19 protein-coding genes are annotated in these 20,446 nt (G+C 63.1%); 11 read left to right on the top strand and 8 right to left on the bottom strand.

Going from position 1 to position 20,446, the window contains the following annotated elements; all coding sequences use genetic code 11:
- The first annotated feature begins 50 nt into the window (after positions 1-50).
- From ACYQ01_RS04550 to hemW, 4 genes are all read left to right on the top strand, one after another.
- Positions 51-1,034, top strand: a complete 984-nt coding sequence (locus ACYQ01_RS04550; RefSeq protein WP_459932642.1) for a radical SAM protein — start codon at positions 51-53, stop codon at positions 1,032-1,034.
- 341 nt (positions 1,035-1,375) lie between these two features.
- Positions 1,376-2,836, top strand: coding sequence for an Rne/Rng family ribonuclease (locus ACYQ01_RS04545; protein WP_459932641.1), 1,461 nt, complete (start codon positions 1,376-1,378; stop codon positions 2,834-2,836).
- An 11-nt stretch (positions 2,837-2,847) separates the two neighbouring features.
- Positions 2,848-3,378 (top strand): epoxyqueuosine reductase QueH, encoded by a 531-nt coding sequence (locus ACYQ01_RS04540; RefSeq protein WP_459933887.1) that lies wholly within the window; start codon positions 2,848-2,850, stop codon positions 3,376-3,378.
- A 16-nt stretch (positions 3,379-3,394) separates the two neighbouring features.
- Entirely contained in the window at positions 3,395-4,534 is a 1,140-nt protein-coding gene (gene hemW, locus ACYQ01_RS04535; RefSeq protein WP_459932640.1) for a radical SAM family heme chaperone HemW, read from the top strand.
- A 193-nt stretch (positions 4,535-4,727) separates the two neighbouring features.
- Here hemW and hdeA read toward each other — a convergent pair whose 3' ends face one another.
- From hdeA to ACYQ01_RS04520, 3 genes are all read right to left on the bottom strand, one after another.
- Positions 4,728-5,057, bottom strand: coding sequence for an acid-activated periplasmic chaperone HdeA (gene hdeA / locus ACYQ01_RS04530; protein WP_459932639.1), 330 nt, complete (start codon positions 5,055-5,057; stop codon positions 4,728-4,730).
- A gap of 193 nt (positions 5,058-5,250) precedes the next feature.
- Positions 5,251-6,363 (bottom strand): metallophosphoesterase, encoded by a 1,113-nt coding sequence (locus tag ACYQ01_RS04525; protein WP_459932638.1) that lies wholly within the window; start codon positions 6,361-6,363, stop codon positions 5,251-5,253.
- A 187-nt stretch (positions 6,364-6,550) separates the two neighbouring features.
- Positions 6,551-9,394, bottom strand: coding sequence for a bifunctional diguanylate cyclase/phosphodiesterase (locus tag ACYQ01_RS04520; RefSeq protein ID WP_459932637.1), 2,844 nt, complete (start codon positions 9,392-9,394; stop codon positions 6,551-6,553).
- 429 nt (positions 9,395-9,823) lie between these two features.
- Here ACYQ01_RS04520 and ACYQ01_RS04515 point away from each other — a divergent pair, with 429 nt between their 5' ends.
- The 6 genes from ACYQ01_RS04515 (at position 9,824) to pal (ending at position 15,156) form a co-directional block, all read left to right on the top strand.
- Positions 9,824-10,570, top strand: coding sequence for an SIR2 family NAD-dependent protein deacylase (locus ACYQ01_RS04515; protein ID WP_459932636.1), 747 nt, complete (start codon positions 9,824-9,826; stop codon positions 10,568-10,570).
- 65 nt (positions 10,571-10,635) lie between these two features.
- Positions 10,636-11,382 carry a MotA/TolQ/ExbB proton channel family protein gene (locus tag ACYQ01_RS04510; protein WP_459933886.1) on the top strand — a complete coding sequence of 249 codons (747 nt, stop codon included), beginning with the start codon at positions 10,636-10,638 and terminating at the stop codon, positions 11,380-11,382.
- A 1-nt stretch (position 11,383) separates the two neighbouring features.
- Positions 11,384-11,821, top strand: a complete 438-nt coding sequence (locus ACYQ01_RS04505) for an ExbD/TolR family protein (RefSeq protein ID WP_459932635.1) — start codon at positions 11,384-11,386, stop codon at positions 11,819-11,821.
- 37 nt (positions 11,822-11,858) lie between these two features.
- Positions 11,859-13,136 (top strand): cell envelope integrity protein TolA, encoded by a 1,278-nt coding sequence (gene tolA / locus ACYQ01_RS04500; protein ID WP_459932634.1) that lies wholly within the window; start codon positions 11,859-11,861, stop codon positions 13,134-13,136.
- 2 nt (positions 13,137-13,138) lie between these two features.
- The gene (locus ACYQ01_RS04495; protein ID WP_459932633.1) at positions 13,139-14,467 is read left to right on the top strand and encodes a translocation protein TolB; all 1,329 of its coding nucleotides are present in this window, start codon (positions 13,139-13,141) and stop codon (positions 14,465-14,467) included.
- A 182-nt stretch (positions 14,468-14,649) separates the two neighbouring features.
- Complete coding sequence (gene pal / locus ACYQ01_RS04490; RefSeq protein ID WP_459932632.1) at positions 14,650-15,156, top strand: peptidoglycan-associated lipoprotein Pal; 507 nt, start codon at positions 14,650-14,652, stop codon at positions 15,154-15,156.
- Between the two features lie 611 nt (positions 15,157-15,767).
- Here pal and ACYQ01_RS04485 read toward each other — a convergent pair.
- Complete coding sequence (locus ACYQ01_RS04485; protein ID WP_459932631.1) at positions 15,768-15,926, bottom strand: hypothetical protein; 159 nt, start codon at positions 15,924-15,926, stop codon at positions 15,768-15,770.
- Between the two features lie 84 nt (positions 15,927-16,010).
- Positions 16,011-16,532 (bottom strand): tetratricopeptide repeat protein, encoded by a 522-nt coding sequence (locus ACYQ01_RS04480; RefSeq protein WP_459932630.1) that lies wholly within the window; start codon positions 16,530-16,532, stop codon positions 16,011-16,013.
- On the opposite strand from ACYQ01_RS04480, the gene ACYQ01_RS04475 reads away from it, so the two are divergent.
- On the top strand, positions 16,525-17,088 hold the full coding sequence (locus tag ACYQ01_RS04475; protein WP_459932629.1) for a hypothetical protein: 564 nt from the start codon (positions 16,525-16,527) through the stop codon (positions 17,086-17,088). The two genes, ACYQ01_RS04480 and ACYQ01_RS04475, sit on opposite strands and share 8 nt — an antisense overlap.
- Before the next feature lie 51 nt (positions 17,089-17,139).
- Here the strand turns inward: ACYQ01_RS04475 and mutM are convergent, their stop codons facing one another.
- From mutM to ACYQ01_RS04460, 3 genes are all read right to left on the bottom strand, one after another.
- Complete coding sequence (gene mutM, locus ACYQ01_RS04470) at positions 17,140-17,973, bottom strand: bifunctional DNA-formamidopyrimidine glycosylase/DNA-(apurinic or apyrimidinic site) lyase (RefSeq protein WP_459932628.1); 834 nt, start codon at positions 17,971-17,973, stop codon at positions 17,140-17,142.
- Positions 17,974-17,976: 3 nt separating this feature from the next.
- Complete coding sequence (locus ACYQ01_RS04465) at positions 17,977-19,068, bottom strand: ChaN family lipoprotein (protein WP_459932627.1); 1,092 nt, start codon at positions 19,066-19,068, stop codon at positions 17,977-17,979.
- Positions 19,069-19,148: 80 nt separating this feature from the next.
- Positions 19,149-20,414 (bottom strand): phenylacetate--CoA ligase family protein, encoded by a 1,266-nt coding sequence (locus ACYQ01_RS04460; protein WP_459932626.1) that lies wholly within the window; start codon positions 20,412-20,414, stop codon positions 19,149-19,151.
- Positions 20,415-20,446: the final 32 nt, after the last annotated feature.

Genomic DNA, 20,446 nt, shown 5'->3' with positions numbered 1-20,446 from the left:
TTTGGCCTTCGCCGCCATCCCTGTCAAGCCGCCACGGCGGGAGCGCTCCCATGTTCATTAAAACGGACGGCCACGTCTTCGGCCCGGTGCGTTCGGGGCGTCTGGGCGCATCGCTCGGTCTCGATCTGCTCGGAACCAAGATCTGTTCCTTTGATTGTCTCTACTGCGAGGTGGGTCCCACCAGGGGATTGACGCGCGCGCGCAAACCCTACGTTCCGGCCAAACGGGTGCTGGACGAACTGAAAGCCTGGCTGGCCGCGCCGCACCCGCCTTTCCAGGTCGTCACCCTGGGCGGCATGGGCGAGCCGACCTTGAACAGCGAGATGGGCGAGATCCTGGCCGGTGTGCGCCGCCTGGTTCCGGGCATGCCCACGGCCGTGCTGACCAATTCCAGCCTCATGGGCGATGCCCAGGTGCGCCGGGAACTGGCCCTGGCCGACATGGTGCTGCCTTCCATGGACACCCTGGTCCAGTCCGAATTCGAAGCCCTCAACCGGCCCCATCCGGGCAATGCGCTCGCGGACATCCGCCAGGGGCTGCTCGACTTCCGTCGGGAGTATTCGGGCAAGATCTTTCTGGAAGTGCTCGTGCTGGACGGGGTGAACGATTCGGACGAAAATCTGGAGCTTTTGCGCCGTTTCGTGCAGGAACTCGCCCCCGACCGGGTGGACGTGACCACCATGAGCCGCCCGGGAGCCTACCGCGAAGCCAAGAGCGCATCCCCCCAGACCCTGGAGCGTTTTCGCCAGGCGCTCGGGCGCCAGGGGTGTGGGACCGAGCCGGAAAAAGCCGCGCAATTCGCTATCGGACTGGACAACGCGGACAGCCTGAGGCTAAACGAAATCAGGGGTTTTGTCCTTGAGTCCCTGGCCAGGCGTCCCCAGACCGCTGCGCAGTTGAGTCGGGCCTTGTCCGTTTCCGAGCGGGAACTTGCGCCGCTTCTGGAAAGCCTGCTCCAAGCCGGTGACGCTTCGCGCCGTCAAGACGATAACGGCGAAGCGTACTATTTTTTCAAGGACCAGGCCGATCGGTAGACGCCTCCTCCCTGGCGGGACGAGCGCGGTCCCGTCAGCCCACCCCTCTCGGTTCGCGTATGCGTTCGAACTTCGGCGGCACGGCGAAAGCGCCAGCGCCGCGCGAATGTTCGGAGCGGACGCGGAGCCGGCTTTTGGCGGACGTGGTTCGCCAGACGCCCTCCTGCAGCATCCGTCATGGACATGTGTTCCTGGCGGCAATTTTTCAAGCGGTTTCCGGCGGAATGCTGTTCCGTCAAGACCGCGGTGGCAAGAAGAGGACGGCCAGGCCCGCGCCACGGGGCCGATGGACTTGAAGCGCGCCTGTCTCAGCGCTCGCGGCCGTCCGCAAGGAGTTTTTCATGGCGGCTAAAAAGCGCAAGCGCAAGATGTTCATCGCCGTGTTGCCCGGAGAAGAAGTTGAGGTGGCCGTGTCCGAAGACGGCGTCCTCATGGAATACTACGTCGAGATGGCCCACCAGGCCAAGACGCGCGGCAACATCTACAAAGGCAAGATCCACAACATCGATCCCTCCCTTCAGGCGGCTTTCGTGAACTACGGGGCCGAACGCAACGGATTTCTCCAGATCGACGAAGTGCATCCCGAATACTACAACGACGACCCTCCCGTGGAGCGCAAGGGCAAGTATCCGCCCATTCAGCGCGTGCTCAAGAAAAATCAGGAAGTGCTGGTGCAGGTGGTCAAGGAGCCCACGGGCAGCAAAGGGGCCTTTGTCACCTCGTATCTTTCCCTGCCGGGGCGGTATTTCGTGCTCACCCCGGGCAACGAGCAACGCGGCATCTCGCGCAAGGTGGAGGACGAAGCCGAACGCAAGCGCCTCAAGGAAGTGGCCCAGGGCCTCAAGCTTGAAGAGGGCGTGGGCGTGATCGTGCGCACGGCGTCTTCGGCCCAGTCCAAGACGGCGCTCGAACGCGACGTCAACTACCTCAAGCGTCTGTGGAAGGAAGTGCGCCAGCGGGGCACCACCGTGCCCTCTCCCCAGATGATCTACGAGGAGCCCGACCTGGCCGCCAGGGCGGTGCGCGACTACCTGACCGACGACGTGGCCGAGATCTGGGTGGACGACAAACCCACCGCCGACCGGGTGGCGGAAATGGCCCAACTGGTGTTTCCCCGTCGCCAGGGAATCGTGAAACTGCATTCGGACATGGAAAGTTCCCTCTGGGACCGGTTCAACCTGCGCAAGCAGATCGACCAACTGCACGGCCGCGAGGTCACCCTGCCCAGCGGCGGCCGTTTGGTCATCGACCATGCCGAGGCCCTGACCGCCGTGGACGTCAATTCCGGCAAGATCGGCGGGGAGGTCAATTTCAAGGAGATGGCCCTCAAGACCAACGTGGAGGCCGCCGTGGAAGTGGCCAACCAGTTGCGTTTGCGCGACATCGGCGGCCAGGTGGTGGTGGACTTCATCGAAATGAAGGATCGCAAGCACGTGGCCGAGGTGGAGAAGGCCATACGCGCGGCCATGAAGATCGACCGCGCCCGCTACGACGTGGGCAAGATTTCGCGCTTCGGCCTGATGGAAATCGTGCGCCAGCGCATGGGCTCGTCGGCCATGTCGGTGAGCTCCGAGACCTGCCCGCTGTGCCAGGGCTCGGGGTCGCGGCGCAACATGGAATGGCAGGCCCTGCAAGCCCTGCGCGAGATCTTTCGCCTGCTGCGCGCCAAGCCCGGCGGAGGCGATCAGGTCACCTTCAAGGCCTCTCCGGAATTGGCCATGTATCTGCTCAACAGAAAACGCGCCCGGCTTCACGCCCTGGAGCTGGAATACAAAAAGACCATCGTCGTCACCCAGGAATAGCCGTGATTCTCATGCACGCCTGTTGCGGGCCCTGCTCCATCACCGTGGCCAAGAGCCTGATGGAGCGGGGACTGACTCCGCTCGGATTCTACTACAATCCCAACATCCATCCGCTCATGGAGTATGTGCGCCGCAGGGACGCCCTCAAGGACGTTTCCGCGCGCCTGGGGTTCGAAAGCGTCTATGCCGACGACGAGTACGACCCCGCCCTGTATCTGCGTCTGACGGCCTTTCGCGAAAAGGACCGCTGCGAACAGTGCTATCGCCTGCGCCTGACCCGGGCCGCGCGCGAAGCCAGGGCGCGCGGGCTTGCGGCCATGACCTCCACCTTGCTCTACAGCCGCTACCAGAACCACGACCTTATCGCCGCCGTGGGCCGCGAGGCGGCCAGCGACCAGGGAGTGGATTTCCATTACGAGGACTTTCGCGCCGGCTGGCAGGAGGGCATCGACCTGAGCCGTTCCTGGGGCGTGTACCGACAGCCGTATTGCGGCTGCATCCTGAGCGAGTACGACCGCTACCGCAAACGTCTCGGCCGCTGACCGGCTCCGGCGCGCCATGCTGCTCTACGTCCACGTCCCGTTTTGCCGGAGCAAGTGCCGCTATTGCGCCTTCAGTTCCGAAACGCTGACCATGGACGCGTTGGAGGCCTGGCAGATCGCGGTCTGCAAGGAGATCTCCCGCTACGGGGCCCGGCTCGGCCGGCCCGAGGCGCAGACGCTCTATTTCGGCGGCGGCACCCCGAGCCTTCTGCCGGACTGGGCGTTCGAGCGGGTGTTCGCCGCCGTGGACAAGGCCTTCGCCCTGGTCCCGGGAGCGGAAGTCACCCTGGAGGCCAATCCCGACTCGGCCCGCGACCGGGACATGGCGACCCTGTGGAAATCGACGGGCGTGAATCGCATCTCCCTGGGGGTGCAGTCCTTTCTCGATTCGGACCTCCTGCTCTTGGGCCGGCCCCATACCGCGGGGCAGGTGCGGTCAGCGGTGGAAACCCTTCGCCAGGCCGGATTCGCCAATCTCTCCCTGGATCTCATCTTCGGCCTGCCCGGGCAACGTCTCAAGACCTGGCGGGACAATCTCAAGGCGGCGGTGCGCCTCAAGCCCGAGCATCTCTCCTGCTACGGCCTGACCTTGGAGGACAACACGCCCCTGGAGCGGGCCGTGTCCCAGGGAGCGGTGGTCCTGCCCGACGACGACGAGCAGGCCAAGATGTACGTCTATGGGGGGGATTGGTTGGAGTTGCACGGTTTCGTGCAATACGAAATCAGCAATTACGCGCGCATGGGTTTTTCCAGCCGGCACAATCAGGGCTACTGGGACGGACTCGACTACTTGGGGTTCGGCCCCTCTGCCGTCTCGACCCTCAATGGGTTGCGCTGGGAAAATCCCAAATCCGTGGCCGACTACGTGGTCCAGGTCGATTCCGGGAAGCTCGCGGTCGGGGCCGTGGCCCTCACCGAGGAAGAACGCTGGCGGGAGCGCCTCATGCTTGCGTTGCGCACGGCCAAGGGCGTGAACCTGGCCGCCTACAAGAAGCTCACGGGCCGCGACCTGCTGGCCCGGGAGGGAAAGCTCCTGACCGCGCTCTACGACCGGGGGCTCATCCGCCTGAAGGACGGCTGTTTGCGTCTGACCCGCCAGGGAATGGTGGTGAGCAACACCATTCTCACGCGTCTGCTTTTCCCCGACGACGAGTGAGCGCCCGCGTCCGTCGCAGTGGCGTCTGACGGGGCGGGCCGACGGGGGGCTTCGCGGTTTTCCAGGGGGTTTCCTGGAGCGGGGGCTTGCGTGGAAACAGGCCGGAAACGGCCCGTTCGCCAAACGGACATCCCCGGCCGGCGCACAGGCATGGCGCGCCGGCCGGAGAACAGTGTCGAGGCGTTCTGATCAACTACAACGCTTTCTTGACGTCGGCTTCCACCTTCTTCCAGGCGGCCTTCACCTTCGCCCAAAAGGACTCCTTGGGCGCTTTCTGGCATTCGGCGATAACGATGGGGATCACTTTTTCCGTTCCGTCGATATCAAACACCGAAGCTTCGGGCTTTCCTTTTTTGGTGAGCTCCGTGGCCGCATAGACGGCCTTGGGCTGAAACTGGGCATCGAGGGCCAGGAACTCTTCACATTTCCATTGGCTCATGGGTTTTTTGTCGGCGGCCACAACGGCGGAAGCCAGCAAGGTCACAGCCATGACACCAAACAGCGCCAGTTTGAGTTTTTTCATGTTCCCTCCTTTGTTCTGATATACGGATGCGTTGCTTTCGGGTCGTCCCATGACCCTACGGGGAAACCCGATGTTTCACTATGCCAAGCCAGGGACAAAATGGCAACGACAAGAGTTGTCAATTGAGGAAGGAACGTCAGTTTCGTCTTCAGGCGTCTGGAATCGGGGGCGGGAGGCGGCTGTAGGGCGCGCGTTAGCGCGTCTCGGCTGGAGCGCGCTCCAGGGTGACCAGGGTGATTTCCGGGTGCGACCCCACGCGCATGGGTGGTCCCCAACCGGCCGTGCCCACGTTGACGTACAGCCTGGAGCCGCGTCCCAGGTCGTAGAGCCCCTGGATATACGGATAGTGCCGTTTCACCAGGTAGGTGAACGGCCAAAGCTGTCCGGCGTGGCTGTGCCCGGACAGTTGCAAATCGAAATGCCCCACGGAGTCCGGGGCCACCGTGGGCAGATGTTTGAGCACCACCACGGGCAGGTCGCGGGGCACGGCGGCCAAGAGCGGGGCTTCGCCTTCCGTGGTGGCCTTGGTGGCGTTGGTCTGGCCGGAATAGTCGAGGCCGACCAGCCGAAACAGCCCGCCCACGTCCACGGTCTCGTTACGCAAACGTCGAAAGCCGGCCGCCTGGAGGAATTTGGCCGAGAAGTCTTCCCCGGCCAGGCGGGCGGCGTAGCGTTCGTGGTTGCCGTCCACGGCGAATTTGCCCAGGCGCGGATGCAGTGTGGCCAGACGCGCGGCGGAAACCTGCCAATCGCCCTGGTGTGCGCCGGATTCCACAAGGTCGCCCAGGGAAACGAGCGCGTCGTAGTCGAGTGTTTCGAGCACCGGCAACACCCGGTCCAGGCGACGGCCTTCTTCCACCGAGTAGAGGTGCAGGTCCGAAATGACGGCAAGGCGCACCCGGTCCATTCCGGGCGGCAAATTCGTCACTTGGACGGTGAGCGGCACGACCCGAATGTCGCGGGCGTTCATCACGCCGTAGAGGCAGACGCCCAGGCTGCCGGCCACCAGGCAGAGAAAGGCCGCGCGTCGGGCCGCGTCTCCCAGCAGGGGGAATGCCGCTAGCAGCAAAACGCCGCCCAGGAACAGGTAGAACACCATGCCCATCCAGAAAAACGTCACAAACGACCAAATTCCCGTGCGCTCCCCGAGCATGCCCAGCACAAAGGGCGACGCGGCCAGCACGATCAGGAGCGACGCCAGCCCGAGCCGCGCCGGCCCGGCGAGGTGCAACGCGCGGCAGGCTAGAAAGTAGGTCAGGCCATGCATGACCAGGTAGACAAGGACGAGGGTGCTATAAAATCCCATGCGTTGTCTCTAGGGGGAACTTGGCTGGGTGGCAAGGGGGGGATAGGGGGATGGGTGGGGAGAAGGGGAGGGTGGGGGAAGATATGGGGGGGAGGATGGCAAGGGGAGGGAAGACTGGGGGAAGGAACCCCTTTTGTGAACAAAAGCGGTTCCCTCCCCCCAGGCCCCCCGCCTTCCGCAAAAAACTTTATTTGGGGTCGGGCGGCTTGGGTAAGGAGGTTTCCGAATTTTTCGCGTCTTCCGGCGAGACGGTCGGCTCGAAGAACGGCGTGTCGGCTTCGAGCAGCTTTTGGAACGACTCCGCCGGCAGGGGATAGCTGGCCAGATAGCCCTGCATGCGCGCGCACCCCTGGCTGGTCAGGTATTCGAGCTGCTCCTGCGTTTCCACGCCCTCGGCCACGACACTAAGACCCAGCACGCGCGAAAGGGCCAGAATGGCCGCCACGATCCCCAGGCTGTCCGGGTCGTTGGGGATTTCGCGCACAAAGGAGCGGTCGATCTTGAGTCCGTCCACCGGCAGTCGTTTGAGGTAGGCCAGCGAGGAATACCCCGTTCCGAAGTCGTCGAGCAGCACCTTGACCCCGAGCTCGCGCAGGCGCGACAGCTTGGAGGCCGAAGCCGCCAGGTTGGCGATGAGCGAGGATTCGGTGACCTCCAGATAGATGCGCGTTGGGTCCACCTCGTAGACCGAGAAAACGCCTTTGACCATTTCTTCGAAGTTGTGTTGTCGAAACTGCTTGCCCGATATGTTCACCGAAATGTTGAGCGGGGGCAGTCCGGCCCGGCCCCAGTCGCGCATCTGGCGACAGGCCTCGGCCAGGACCCAGGCGCCGATCTGTATGACCAGCCCCGTTTCTTCGGCCACGGGAATAAATTCGTCCGGTCCCACGATGTCCGAGCCGCGCCGCCAGCGCAGGAGCGCTTCGGCTCCGGTCAGTCGGCCCGTGCCGAGATCGACCACCGGTTGGTAGTGGAGTTCGAATTCGTCGCGCTCCATGGCCCGGCGCAGTTCGCTTTCCAAAAACAGGCGGCGGGTGGCCAGAACGTCCATGCCCGGGGCGAAGAACTGCACCGTGTTGCCGCCGCCGTGCTTGGCCCGGTACATGGCCAGGTCGGCCTTTTTGAGCAGCTCCCCGGGCTGGGTTCCGTCTTCGGGGGACAAGGCCACGCCGACGCTGGCCGTGGACACCACTTCGTACCCCTGCAACCGGCACGGTTTGGCCACGGCGTCGAGAATGCGCCCGGCCACGAGCATGGCCTCTTCCGGGCCGGAAAGTTCGGGCAGGATGACGATGAACTCGTCGCCGCCCTGCCGATAGACGGTGTCCATCTCACGTACGGCCTTGGTCAGCCGATCGGCGGTTTCGTGCAGGAGCATGTCGCCCACCGCGTGTCCGAGGCTGTCGTTGACGTTCTTGAAATTGTCCAGGTCGAGGTAGAGCAGGGCCAGTCGGGTGCCGCGGCGTTGCATCTGGGCCAGGGCCATGGCCAGGCGGTCCTCGAAAAGCAGGCGGTTGGGCAGTCCGGTCAACGGGTCGTGGTTGGCCAGGAATTCAATGGTCTGCTGCTGCTCCTTGAGCTCCGTAATGTCGTGGAAAACGCCCACGTAGTGGCTCACCTCGCCTTTGGCGTCCCGAATGGCGCTGACGCTCAACCACTCGGGATAGGCTTCCCCGCTTTTGCGTCGATTCCAGATCTCTCCGGCCCACTTGCCGCGCTGGGTGATATCCTCCCACATTTTCGCGTAAAAGGTCGCGTCGTGGCGTTCGCTTTTGAGAATGCGGGGGTTTTGACCCACCACTTCGTCGGCCGAGTAGCCGGTTATGAGGCTGAACCCCGGGTTGACCCGCTCGATCACCCCTTCGGCGTTGGTGACGGTAATGCCTTCCACGGCGTTGTCGAACACCGCCTGATAGAGGCGCAGGCGCTCTTCGTTGGCGTCCCGGACAAGGGCGTCCTCCTCCAGGGATGTGGCCATTTCGTCTATGGCGCTGCCCAGGCGGCCGATTTCGCCTCGGGAGGATTCGAGTCCGGTTCGGGCCGACAGCTCGCCCCGCGACAGCCGGCCGGTCACGGAAAGCAGGTGCCCGACCTGGCCGCCCACGGTGAAACCCGCGAAAATCCAGGCCAGAACCAGGACGAAGGCGGCGGACCCGGCGAGCAGGGTGGCGCCCTGAACAAGCACTTCGCGTCCGGCCCGCTGGGCGACCTGGGAGGGAATGCCCACGCAAATGAAGACGTACGGCGCTTCCGTGGGGGTCAGGCGCACCTGATTGTAAACGAAAAGGCGGGGCGCACCGTCCGATCCCGTGTGCTCGAACACCCCGGACTGGCTGGTGCTGGATATCGCCGTGAAAAGATCCGGCGGCAGGCGAGGGCTGTCTTGGGGGGAACTCTCCCCGCGCGAAAGCAGGTCCGCGCCTTTGTGGTCGACCACGAACAGTTCCGATCCGCCCGGCAGGGAGGCCAAGTCGAAGAGTTCGGCATAGCGGTCGAGCCCCATGGCCAGGGTGATGACGCCCACCGGACGTCCTTCGCCGTCGAGCACGGCCTGGCTGAAGGAGAGGGCGCGAAGCTTGTTGTCCTTGCCCAGGATGTATTCTCCGGTGGCGAATCCTCGCCGGCTCAAGGCGTCGCGTATGCTTTTTCGCTCGGAGAGGTTCGCCTTGGGATAGGGGGCGCCGGAGCCGATCACGTCGCCCTTGGCGTTGGTGAGCACGATGTTGGCGTACAGGGTGTTCAGGCGCATGACCGTGGCGAACAGTTCCGAGGCGGCCTGGGCGTTTAAGGCGCGCAATTCCGGGGTGTTGGCCAGCACGGCCAGCGTCTGGCGCACGCCCTGGGTGGCGCGTTCCTGGGCCTGGGCCAGTTCGGAGACCGAAAACAGCGCTTCCCGCCGTATGCCTTCCAGAACGTGGCGATGCAGGGTGTTTCCCGTGTAGACGATGACGCCCAACGCCGGTAGCATGGCCAGAAAAACCATGATGACGATGGTTTCGCGTATGGAAAAGCGGGAAAGCAGTTCTTTCATGGCCTGTCCTCTGTCCGCGCGCGGGACAAGCCTTCCGCCTGGAAGCGGGGCGGGCCGGGCGGCGTGGGTCGCACGGGGGGAACCCATACGGATGCTGTATCCGCCTCGGCGAACAAGCGCAAGGCGCACGGCGAAGTCGGTCCGGTCTGCGTGGGGGCGGGGGAACCTGGAAACCGGAATCATGAACAACTTGTAATGGAAGATCGAGTTGCGCAAACAGGAACGTCTTGCGCTGTTACAGTCAGACGCGTAAGGGAAAACGGCGCGCGGCCGCGGTAAAACCGGATCGACCTTCCGGTGGCCCTGTGAAGCGGCAAGGTTCCGGGCGGCGGGTATTGAAGGTCTGGTCGCTGGCCGGCGCGAAGTCCCCGGATATTGCACGCCACGGCGTCGTATTTTACACGGTATGGTCCAGAGTTGCATCATCCTATGGACAAAATAGAAGAGATCGCCCGCCTTTGGCCCGCGTCAGGCAACGTGGTGGTCCTGACCGGGGCCGGAATATCCGTGGCCAGCGGCATCCCCGACTTCCGGAGTCCGGGCGGGTTGTGGTCCAAGTACGATCCCATGCGCGTGGCCACTGTCCAGGCCCTGAATCGCACCCCCAAGGAAGTCTGGCGTTTTCTGCTCGACGCCGCGCGCGTCATGGGGCGCGCCAAGCCCAATCCGGCCCACGAGGCCCTGGCCCGGCTCGAACGGGCGGGGTTGGTGCGGGGCGTTGTCACCCAGAATATCGACGGCCTGCATCAGGCGGCCGGCTCGCGCGAGGTGGTGGAGTTTCACGGCTCCATGTCCACCTATTCGTGCAACGGATGCGGCCGCCCCCACGACGCGGCCCACGTCCTCACTCTCACCGAATTCGACATCCCCTGGCTCTGCGAGGAATGCGGCGGGGTCGTGCGTCCCGACATCGTGTTCTTCGGGGAGAGCATACCCCTTGACGCCTTGGAGAAAAGCGGTCAATTGGCGGGCGCCGCCGAGCTCATGCTGGTTGTCGGCACGTCGTGCGAGGTGGCTCCGGCCAGCTCGCTGCCGTACATGGCGGCCAGACGGGGCGCGCCCGTGGTGGAGATCAACCGGGAATCCAGCCGGCTTTCCTCCCAGGCGCGTGTGAGCTTGGAAGACCGGGCGGAGGTCGCCCTGGTCCGCCTCGCGGCCAAGCTTCTGGGCACGTAACCGCGATTTCGCGCCCGGCGTTCAGGCGGGCGGATACTTCATGAAAAAAAGGTGACTTCGCTATGTTGGAGACGCTGACGCCGCACGGCGGCCTGTTGGAAATGCTTCTCAACGCCACGCCCACCGTCAAGGTTGTCATGACCCTGCTGGCGGGCATGTCGTTGACCAGTTGGAGCATCATCTTTCTCAAGATGTTCATGCTGAGTTCCGCCCGGCGCTACGCCGCGCGCGACGCCAGGCTTTTCCAGGACGCGGAGAACCTCAAGATGGCCATGCGCGTCGTGGGACAGAACAAGAATTCCCCCTGCTACTACGTGGGCGTGCAGGCCTTCGAGGAACTCATGCGCATGGAGCAGGCCGACCTCGAACCCGGCGAAAAGGCCCGCGTGGCCATGGACAACATCCGCCGCACCCTGCGCCAGGCGGTGAGTTCGGAATTGTCCCAGCTCACCAAGTCGGTTTCGTTTCTGGCCACCTGCGCCAACGCCTCTCCGTTCATCGGGCTCTTCGGCACGGTGTGGGGCATCATGAACTCCTTCCACTCCATCGGCCTGCAGCAGTCCGCCGCGTTGGCCGCCGTGGCTCCGGGCATTTCCGAGGCCCTGGTGGCCACGGCCATCGGCCTGGGCGTGGCCATTCCCGCCACCTTGGCCTACAACTTTTTCTTGGGCTATATCCAGAATATCGAACGCGAAATGGTGAATTTCGCCAGCGTGTTTCTCAACCGCATCCAGCGTGAAGTGAGCTGGACTCCCAAGCCCGCTCAACGGCCCGAACCGCAGGAACGTCCCCGCGCGAGGGAGGACTACTAGCATGGGCATCTCCACCGGCGGGGGCAAAGGCGCCTACCTGGCCGACATCAACGTCACGCCCTTCGTGGACGTGATGCTCGTTTTGCTCATCATCTTCATGGTCACCGCGCCCATGATGACCCAAGGGCTCGAAGTCGACCTGCCCCAGACCAGGACCGTCACCACCCTGCCCAAGGACAACGAAAACTTGGTGCTGACCATCAAACGCGACGGCACCCTGCATCTCGACGATTACGTCGTGGGCATGGACGAGCTGGAGGGGCACGTGCAACGCTTGGTCACCGACCAGAAGAAGCTGTTGTTTCTGCGCGCGGACAAGGAAGTGCCCTACGGACTGGTCGTGCAGGTCATGGGCATAGTCAAAAGCGCGGGCGTGGACAAATTGGGCATGGTGGCCGAGCCGGAAAAGGAAGAAAAACCCGCTCGCTCCAAGAAGTGATCGCAACCTCGCTTCTTTTCAGGCAAAGTTTGGCACCATGCGCTATCTAAGCTGGCTTTTCTCGTTATTTTTGCACCTGACGGTGATCCTGGGCGGGATTTTGCTCTCCAACATGGAGACGCACACCATTCGTCTGGACGTACCCATCTACGAGGTGGAGCTCTACGACCTGCGCGCCGTGGGGCCGGGCGCGAAACCCGAAGCCAAACCCGGTTGGGAGGGAGCGGGACAGGAAGGCCTGCCCAATACGTCCCAGCCGGCCGGGCCGGAATCCAAAAATCCGCCTAAACTCGAACCGCCCAAGCCCGATCAGGCCGCGGCCATCAAGGCCGCCCAGGAGGAGGCCCAGAAGGCCGCCCAGGAAGAGGCGCGCAAGGCGGCCCAAAAGGCCGCCGCCGAAGCGGCCAAGAAGGCTTCGGCCGAGAAGGCCGCCGAAGAGGCCGCCCAAAAAGTGGCTGCGGAAAAGGCCGCCGAGGAGGCGGCCAAGAAGCTTGCCGTGGAAAAGGCCGCTGCCGAAGCCGCCAAGAAAGCCGCCGCCGAGAAGGCCGCGGCGGAAAAGGCCGTGGCGGAAAAGGCGGCCAAGATCGCGGCGGAAAAGGCCGCCAGGGAGAAAGCCGCCAAGGAAGCGGCCGAAAAAGCGGCCAAGGAAAAGGCGGCCAAGGAAAAGGCGGCCAAGGATGCCGCCGACAAGGCTGCCAAGGAGAAAGCCGCCAAGGAAGCGGCGGACAAAGCGGCCAAGGACAAGGCGGCCAAGGACGCGGCCGACAAGGCCGCCAAGGAGAAAGCCGCCAAAGAGGCGGCCGATAAGGCTGCCAAGGCTGCCGCCGACAAGGCCGCCCGTGAGGCTTCCGAACGGGGGGCCCGGGAACGCCAGGACGTTTTGTCCCAGGCCCTCAAGGACGTCAAGAAGGGCGCGCAGGGACAAGGCTCCGGGGCGCATAACGCCGGAACCGTGGCCAACGAATTGGCCAAGCTTCGGCAGCAAGTGGGCCAGAGCGGCGGCGGAGGAGGCGGCGGCGGAGGCGGGGGAGCCGGTGCCTCCATGCAGGTTTGGGGCGCGCTGGTCGAGAAGCTCGTGAAACAGAACTGGCGGTATCCGCAATTCGCCAGCTCCCTCAAGCTGACGTGCCAGCTGGAATTGCAAATCGGGCAGGATGGGCGTATCCAAAGCTCCAAGATTCTCCAATCTTCCGGCAGGGCGGACTTCGACAACTCGGCTCTCCGGGCCGTGGCTGAAACGGAAAATCTGCCCAAGCCTCCCTCGCCCACAGTGAACAAGCTGACGTTGAACTTCAACTCGCAGGAAAAGCGCTGATCATGAACGCCAACCGCATTCTTCTCGTTTTGGTCGCGGCCCTTTGGCTGCCACTTGCCGCCACGCAGGCGGCCCTGGCCCAGGACAACGTGTCCATCGACATCCACGGTCCGGGGCAGGCGCGGATGAACGTGGTGCAGTCGCAGCCCTTCGCCGACGGCAACATGCCGGGCGATGCCCAACACCTGCAGGAACTCATCCGCAAGGATTTGTCGTTCATGCCCTTTCTCAAGGTCATGAGCGAATCGGATGTGCTGGGGGGGGGAAAGCTCCCCGGGCCCAAGGCCGATCAGATCGATTTCAAGCCCTTCAGCCTGGCCAAGGCCGACCTGCTTATCACCGCCGTGTGGAAGCCGGGCAAGGGCATGGGCGACGTGGAGCTTCGGGCCTTTGAGGTGTATTCGCAGAAGCTTTTGCTGGGCAAGGTGTACGCCTCGGTTTCCCGAGAACAACTGCCCGAGGTCGCCGACCGCTTCTGCATGGAACTCATGGCCCTGCTCACCGGACAGGGCAGCATTTTCAAGTCGAAACTGGCCTTCGTGAAACCCTCGGGCAAGGGCAAGGACATCTGGGTCACCGGCGCCATGGGCCGCGATGCGATGCAGATCACCCATTACGGCGACCTGGGCATGGCCATTTCGCCGGCCTGGTCCTGGGACGGTTCGCGCATCTGCTTCACCCTGATCGGTTCGTCTTCGCACTTTCTGGGCGTCGGTCCCGCCGGGGGCGGCAAGGCCAAGGTCTACACCCTGCCGAGCACCACGGTCATCAGCCCCCACTTCATGCCTAACGGCACCATCGCCGTGGCGCTCAACATGCGGGGCAACACTGATATTTTCACGCTCGACGGCTCGTATCGGAACATCGCCTCCACCCTGGTGGCCGATTCCTCCATCGACGTGTCGCCGAGCTTCGACCAGTCCGGCTCGCACATGGCCTTTGTTTCCGACCGGCTGGGCAATCCCAATATTTTCATCAAGGATCTCGGGGGCGGATCCGTGCGCAGAGCGTCCAAGTCCGGGTACAACACCAATCCCAGCATGAGCCCGGACGGCAAGTATGTGGCCTACTCCAAGCAGGCCGGCGGCGGACACCGCATCTTCGTCTACGAGCTGGCCACGGATTCGGAAAAGCAGGTGAGCTTTGGACCCGGATCGGACGAAAACCCGTCCTTTGCCCCGGATTCGTACTTCATCGCCTTTGCCTCAAGTCGCGCCGGCGGGCGAAAGATCTACTTGACCACCCGCAACGGCGACGGCGCTGTGCATATCCCCACCGGCGGAGGCGAGGCCATGATGCCGGCGTTTTCTCCCGTGGCGCCCAAAGAATAGAGTAGCAATCATTACTGATATGACATGTTCGGGGGGCAAACCGTTTGCCCCCCTGGCGAGTCTTGCCTTTTTTATGCAAGAGAGTATGAGTTGCATCCGTCGGGCTTGAATGCAACTTTTCGAGTATTACTTCGCGAAACGTGCTTTACACATGTACTTTTTGCAAGAGGAGGAGGATATCAATGAAAAGCAGGCTGTTGTTGACAGTAATGGCGCTGATGTGCCTTTCGCTTATGGCCTTTGGCTGCTCTAAAAAAGTGGCCGGCCCTGAAAAGGACACCAGCTGGGAAGACCAGGAACGCGAACGCTTGGCCCGCGAACGCGAACTGCGTGAAAAGCTCGGCCGCGTGGCCGGTGAGCTTGGCGCCATCATCTATTTCGACTTCGATCGGTACGACCTCAAGCCCGAATCGCGTCAGATCCTGACCCGCAAGGCTGAGATCCTCAAGCAGTACCCGGAAATCAAGCTGGTCGTCGAAGGCAACTGCGACGAGCGCGGCACGGCCGAATACAACTTGGCCCTTGGCGAACGCCGCGCCCGCGCCGCCGCCGACTATCTGGTCAATCTCGGCGTGCCCACTTCCCGTCTCTCCATCGTGAGCTACGGCAAGGAACGTCCCGCCGACCCCGCTCACACCCAGGCCGCTTGGGCCAAGAACCGCCGCGACGAGTTCAAGCCCAGCTACTAGTACTGGTAAACACGCTGTTGCAGGCCTGTCCTGATGGAAGCCGTGGGGAAACCCACGGCTTTTTTTTATTGTGTCGCCTTGCATGCGGAAAGACTGCTGCGCGCAGAAAGTGCAGTGCTGCACTGCCAAAGACAGAGCGGCTGGCACCCAGTTGGATTGCTTTTACAGTCCGGGAGACGCAAAGAAGAGAAAGTGTCCTAGAAAAACAACAGGGCGACACGGGTTCCTGTAAACAGAAGAGCGTGTCATTAAGCCGTTGCAACGGAAGGCTGCGGACCGTTTTCAAGCAGACGGGCGATCGGTTCAAGGCGCCGCTGGGTGCGCGGTCCTGGCAGATGGCTCATGGAAGCGGGGACGGGTGGCGCGGGTTGCGCCAAGCCGTGGGAACGCGCGCCGAGCGCGTGAGCCCCGCCGCCGGGCAAAGAACGTGAAAACGCCACGGCCGGAACCGTGGCCGGACGTTGAAAAAGCCCATTCCCGCAGTTGTTCAACAACGCGCTGGCAAGGCGCACAAAAGGTCAAGCTTCAAGCGTAGTTGGCAGGCGTAAGGGGGGGCGTGTCTTCCAGTAACGTTTCCGACAGGGTGTTGGGGCCGCTGAAGCAGCGCGCCGTTACGGGCCGGTGCGCTTCTTTTCGCGTTCCTTGGCTTGGCTGAAGTTGATGTTCAGGGTGGTTTTCTTCTTTTCGCGGATTTGAAAGGTAAGACGGCCGGCAAGAATGAAGCAGATCAGGATGATTGCGATCCAAATAATGTACGACGTCAGCTCCAAGACGCAAATCCTCGTCGGCCTGGGAACGGCGCGCTCCGCCTGGGCGGAGCCGCCGGCGAGGCGCGGAGCGCGCCACGAAAAGGCCTAGTTGCCGTTACAAAAGCCCTGGTTGCGGGCGTTGTCCCACATCTCGCAATCGCCTTTCTGGCAGGCGGCGCGAAAATCAGCACACATGTTTGCGGGCTCGTTGAGTTTGGCGTAGGCGGAGCCTCTGCCCTTGTAGAGGTCCGCGTCCCCATAGCCCAGCTTCAACGCTTTGTTGTAGTCTTGGATGGCGTTGTTGAACTTGGAAAGCTTGAGATTGGTGTGCCCGCGCATCACCAGCGCCAGGGAATCGTCGTTGTTGAAGGACAGCGCCTTGTTGTAATCCTGGAGCGCCTGGTCGTAGTGCTGGGACATGAAGTTGGCGTGCCCACGGCCGGAATAATAGCCGCCATTGTTCGGGTCGAGCTTGATGGCCTCGCTGAACGCGTCGATGGCCTGATTGTACTTGTCGCTGCGTCCGAGCTCCATGCCCTTTTCGAACAGCTTTTCCGCCTGGGCGTTGCGCTGATGCGCGGAGGGGGCCGTTTCGGCGGGAGCGGGCTTGGACTCGTTCTTGCGCATGGCCTCTTCGGCCGCGCGAACCGCTTCGCTGTTGGACTGCACCACGGCCGGAGACTTGTCGTGGTGTCTTTCCGCTCTGGATTTCCTCGACTTGCTCGACTTGCTCGATTTGCTGGCTTTTTTCGACTTGCTCGAAGTTTTTTCCCGTTTGTCGGACTTCTTGGAGGAGGATTCCTTTTTTGAGGACTTGGAGGATGACGTCGAGGAGGACTTGGAAGCGCTGGCCTTTTTGGAGGACTTTTCGCTGGAGGAGCGTTTGCTATCGTCCTTGGTGGACTTCGTTTTGTTCGACTTGCTCTCAGACTTCGAGCTCTTGGAGCTTTTGTCCTTTGCGGACTTGCCGGAAGACTTTGTCGACTTGGACGAACTGGAGCCTGAAGACTTGCTGTCGGTCTTGTGTTGCCCTTCCGAAGCGTTTTTTGCGTGTACCAGGGCCGGACCCACGACCAAAGTCGTGGACAAGACAAGTATAGAAAGCAAAAGATATATGGTTCGCATGCAAGTCCTGCTGTTTTTTCTGAGTGTGCTTGAATCAAAAGGCCGACAGCCAGACTAGACGTTTCATCCTGCCTGGGCAAGGGGAGGGTCGCACGAGACGGATGAAGAATTATTCATGTTTCCTTTCCCCGGTTTGGCATGCCGGACAGAATGTCGAGGTCCGCCCGGCGATTTTTTGGGTCTGCAAGGGGGTTTGGCAATTCGGACAGGGCTCTCCGGCGCGGCCGTAGACGTGAAAGCTCCACTGGAAAGAGCCCTCCACTCCTTCGGCCGTGCGATAGTCGCGGATGGTGCTGCCTCCGGCTTCAATGGCTCGGCGGAGCACGCCCGTGAGCGCGCCGTGCAGTCGTTCCAGCCGGTGCGGGGCAAGATCGCAGGCCTTGGCCCAGGGGGCGATGCCGGCTTCGAACAAGGACTCGTCGGCGTAGATGTTTCCCACCCCGGCCACGGCATGCTGATCGAGCAGGGCGGCCTTGATCGCCGTGCGTCGGGCTCCGATCCGTGCGGCGAAGGCTTGCGGAGTCAGGTCGAAAGGCTCGGGGCCCAGGCGGGCGTAGAAGTCCCAGGCGGTGATGGCTCCGGGGGCAAATCCCAGGCACACGCCGAAACGGCGCATGTCCGCGAAATGCAGGGCGCGCCCGTCGTCGAGGGGCAGGAGCACCCGTACATGCGGGGCGGGTTCGGCCTGGGGTCTGGCCACGAAAAGCCGTCCGGTCATCTTGAGGTGGAAGGCCACCAGTGAGGCGTCTTCGAGCTCCACCAGGCAGAGCTTGCCCCGGCGGCGCACATCGGTGATGAGTTTGCCCAGGACCGCGCGGCAAAAGTCATCGGTCCGGCCGGGGAATACCCGGCTGTCCAGGGCCACGAGGTCGGTGAAACGCAGGCCGCACAGCAGGGGCGCAAGCCCCCTGGCAATGGTTTCGACTTCAGGCAGTTCGGGCATGCGTCAGGGTTTGGCTGGCTCCATGTCTATGGAGACGGAGTTTTGAACGCCGGAGCGCAGAAAGTCCAGGTGGAGGGGCTTGCCCTCGCTCAGGGCCTTGGCGGCGGCCATACGCAGGTCGCGGACCGAGGACAGGGCGCTTCCCGAGGCGGCGGTGAGCAGGTCGCCGGGGCTCAGCGCGGCCTTTTGGGCCAAGGAGTCCGCTTCCACGGCGAGCACTTTGAGCCCGCCTTCGACCGCTTCCAGCTTCAACCCGAGTCGCCCCCTGTGGGAGGCCGCGCACGGGAAATACACGTCGGCCTGCCCGGGGTGGGGCTTGGACCCGGATCGCCAGGCCGAAACCAGCAGGCGCGTCCCCTTGGGATCAAGGACCGCCAGGCGCGAGGCCACGCCCCAGCCCATGTCCACATGCCCGCCCCCGGCCAGGATGACCACCGGCCGACCGGACCGCTTGGCGGCCAACACGGCTCGATGAGCCATGGTCGTGTCCCACACGGACTGCACCCGTTGAAATTCTTCCCAGCGCCGGAGGCTTCCGGGGGAGGCCTGCTTGGCGTGCGTGGCGAACACCGCGCGCAGGAAGGCCATCTGGTCCTCGGGCGGGGGGAGAATCTTTTTGGGCAGCCCGCGCCGTTCCTGGGCGCTCAGGCCGGCAAGGCCCAGACGGCCGGCCTTGAGGGCCACACCTTCCGGGGCATTCAGGGCGTAGAGGGGAAGTCCCAGGCGCTGCGCGGTTTCGAAAATTGGACGGTAGAGGGCGAAGTCGAAGCCCCAGCGCTGGCTCCATTCCAGGTCATGGGCCAACTGTTCCACATCGATTTCTCCGGCGTTGAACCGGTCGAGTACGGGCTGGCGGTCCAGGCCCACCATTTCGAGGCCAACGGCCGGAGCCGCGTCCGCGTCGGTCATGGCCTGGAGCACCCTTGCCTGGGCCAGGTGGTCGCACGGCGAGGGGTGGGACTCGCCCACCAGAACGTAGCGGGCGGCGCGCAATTTTTCGGCCAGATCCGGCGCGGAAAGCATCGCGCCGGACCGGTCGAAAAAAGCGTCGGATCGTAGTGCGGGCTGGGCCGCCTGCCGAACCGGTTCAGTCATGGGTGAGGGTTTGCGGACGCATCCCGCCACCAGGATCAGCGCCGCCAGCAAAGCCAGGGGCGCCAAACGCCGTGGTCGGGCTAGTCCCACTTGCGCTTGTCCTCGATGGGGCGAATCTGGGCCGGCAAGGTGCCGGGCGCCAGGACCTTGAGCTCGGGACGCAGTTTGATCTTTTCGCGGAACAGGTGCAGCAGGTCCTCGTCGCGCTTGAAGTTGCTGGCTTCGATGAGCAGCGTCATCTCGTCGATGCCGCCGGGGTTGGTCACCTCGATGCGCCAGCGTTTGATCTCTTCGAAGCGGGTGATGACCTGTTCCACCTGATGCGGGTAGACGAACATGCCCTTGATGCGGGCGGTGGTGTCCACCCGGCCCACGATGTTGCCCAGCCGGGGCGAGGTGCGTCCGCAGGCGCAGGGCGCGCGGTCGATGTAGGAAAGATCGCCCGTGGCCAGGCGGATGAGGGGATAGGTCTTGTTGAAGACGGTCACCACGATCTCGCCCACTTCCCCGTCCTTGAGAGGGATGCCCGTGTCGGGATGGCAGATCTCGACAAAGGCCCGGTTGGAGATATGCAGGCCGTTCTTGTGGAAACATTCGTAGCCGATACAGCCCACGTCGGCCGTGCCGTAGCCCTGGCGCATGATGAGGTCGAATTTCTTCTCCAGGGTGTTGCGCAGCTTTTCGGAAAACTTTTCGCCCGTGACGAAGGCCACCTCGACAAAGAGGTCTTTGCGCAGGTTCAGGCCGAGCTCCTCGCCCTTTTGGGCCAGGTGCATGAGGTAGCTGGGCGTGCCCACGTAGCCCGTGACCCGGAGCTTCTGCATGATTTCGAGCTGGGTGGCGGAGTTGCCCGGGCCGGAGGGCATGACGGCGCAACCCAGGTTGCGCAACGGTTCCTCGAACATGAGCCCCGCCGGGGTGAGGTGGTAGTTGAAGGTCACCTGCACCACGTCGCCGGACCGGAAGCCCGTGGCGTAGTAGCCTTCGGTCCATCCCCAGTAATCGTCCTCGCGGTCCTCGGGGTCGAAGATGGGCCCGGGGGAAAGAAACACGCGGCGCAGATCTCCCAGGTCCTTGGTGAGCAGACCGCCCAGACGCGGCCCCATGGACTGCAGGAAGATGAGTTCCTTTTTCTTGAGGATGGGAATATGCTTGAGATCCGTAAGGGTCTTGAACTTGCCGACCTGGAACTGGGCCCGATCGAAACGTTTCTTGACGTCTTCCGAATACCGGTAGGCATAGGTCAGCAAATCCTTGAGCTGGATTTGGCAATACTGGCGGCGTTCGGATTCGTCGAGCACCTCGCGGCGGGAATAGATGCCCTCGGTGCGGTCTTTGCGGGTCATGAAATGCTCCTTTATCCTGCACTAGGCACATT

The sequence above is a fragment of the Fundidesulfovibrio butyratiphilus genome (assembly GCF_054657235.1).
This window is presented reverse-complemented; position numbering and strand designations above follow the sequence as displayed.

What these genes read in the sequence shown, in the direction of transcription:
- ACYQ01_RS04550 (WP_459932642.1), top strand. Translation starts at nt 51, where the DNA reads ATGTTCATTAAAACGGACGGCCACGTCTTCGGCCCGGTGCGTTCGGGG.
- ACYQ01_RS04545 (WP_459932641.1), top strand. Translation starts at nt 1,376, where the DNA reads ATGGCGGCTAAAAAGCGCAAGCGCAAGATGTTCATCGCCGTGTTGCCC.
- ACYQ01_RS04540 (WP_459933887.1), top strand. Translation starts at nt 2,848, where the DNA reads ATGCACGCCTGTTGCGGGCCCTGCTCCATCACCGTGGCCAAGAGCCTG.
- hemW (WP_459932640.1), top strand. Translation starts at nt 3,395, where the DNA reads ATGCTGCTCTACGTCCACGTCCCGTTTTGCCGGAGCAAGTGCCGCTAT.
- hdeA (WP_459932639.1), bottom strand. Translation starts at nt 5,057, where the DNA reads ATGAAAAAACTCAAACTGGCGCTGTTTGGTGTCATGGCTGTGACCTTG.
- ACYQ01_RS04525 (WP_459932638.1), bottom strand. Translation starts at nt 6,363, where the DNA reads ATGGGATTTTATAGCACCCTCGTCCTTGTCTACCTGGTCATGCATGGC.
- ACYQ01_RS04520 (WP_459932637.1), bottom strand. Translation starts at nt 9,394, where the DNA reads ATGAAAGAACTGCTTTCCCGCTTTTCCATACGCGAAACCATCGTCATC.
- ACYQ01_RS04515 (WP_459932636.1), top strand. Translation starts at nt 9,824, where the DNA reads ATGGACAAAATAGAAGAGATCGCCCGCCTTTGGCCCGCGTCAGGCAAC.
- ACYQ01_RS04505 (WP_459932635.1), top strand. Translation starts at nt 11,384, where the DNA reads ATGGGCATCTCCACCGGCGGGGGCAAAGGCGCCTACCTGGCCGACATC.
- tolA (WP_459932634.1), top strand. Translation starts at nt 11,859, where the DNA reads ATGCGCTATCTAAGCTGGCTTTTCTCGTTATTTTTGCACCTGACGGTG.
- ACYQ01_RS04495 (WP_459932633.1), top strand. Translation starts at nt 13,139, where the DNA reads ATGAACGCCAACCGCATTCTTCTCGTTTTGGTCGCGGCCCTTTGGCTG.
- pal (WP_459932632.1), top strand. Translation starts at nt 14,650, where the DNA reads ATGAAAAGCAGGCTGTTGTTGACAGTAATGGCGCTGATGTGCCTTTCG.
- ACYQ01_RS04480 (WP_459932630.1), bottom strand. Translation starts at nt 16,532, where the DNA reads ATGCGCAAGAACGAGTCCAAGCCCGCTCCCGCCGAAACGGCCCCCTCC.
- mutM (WP_459932628.1), bottom strand. Translation starts at nt 17,973, where the DNA reads ATGCCCGAACTGCCTGAAGTCGAAACCATTGCCAGGGGGCTTGCGCCC.
- ACYQ01_RS04465 (WP_459932627.1), bottom strand. Translation starts at nt 19,068, where the DNA reads ATGACTGAACCGGTTCGGCAGGCGGCCCAGCCCGCACTACGATCCGAC.
- ACYQ01_RS04460 (WP_459932626.1), bottom strand. Translation starts at nt 20,414, where the DNA reads ATGACCCGCAAAGACCGCACCGAGGGCATCTATTCCCGCCGCGAGGTG.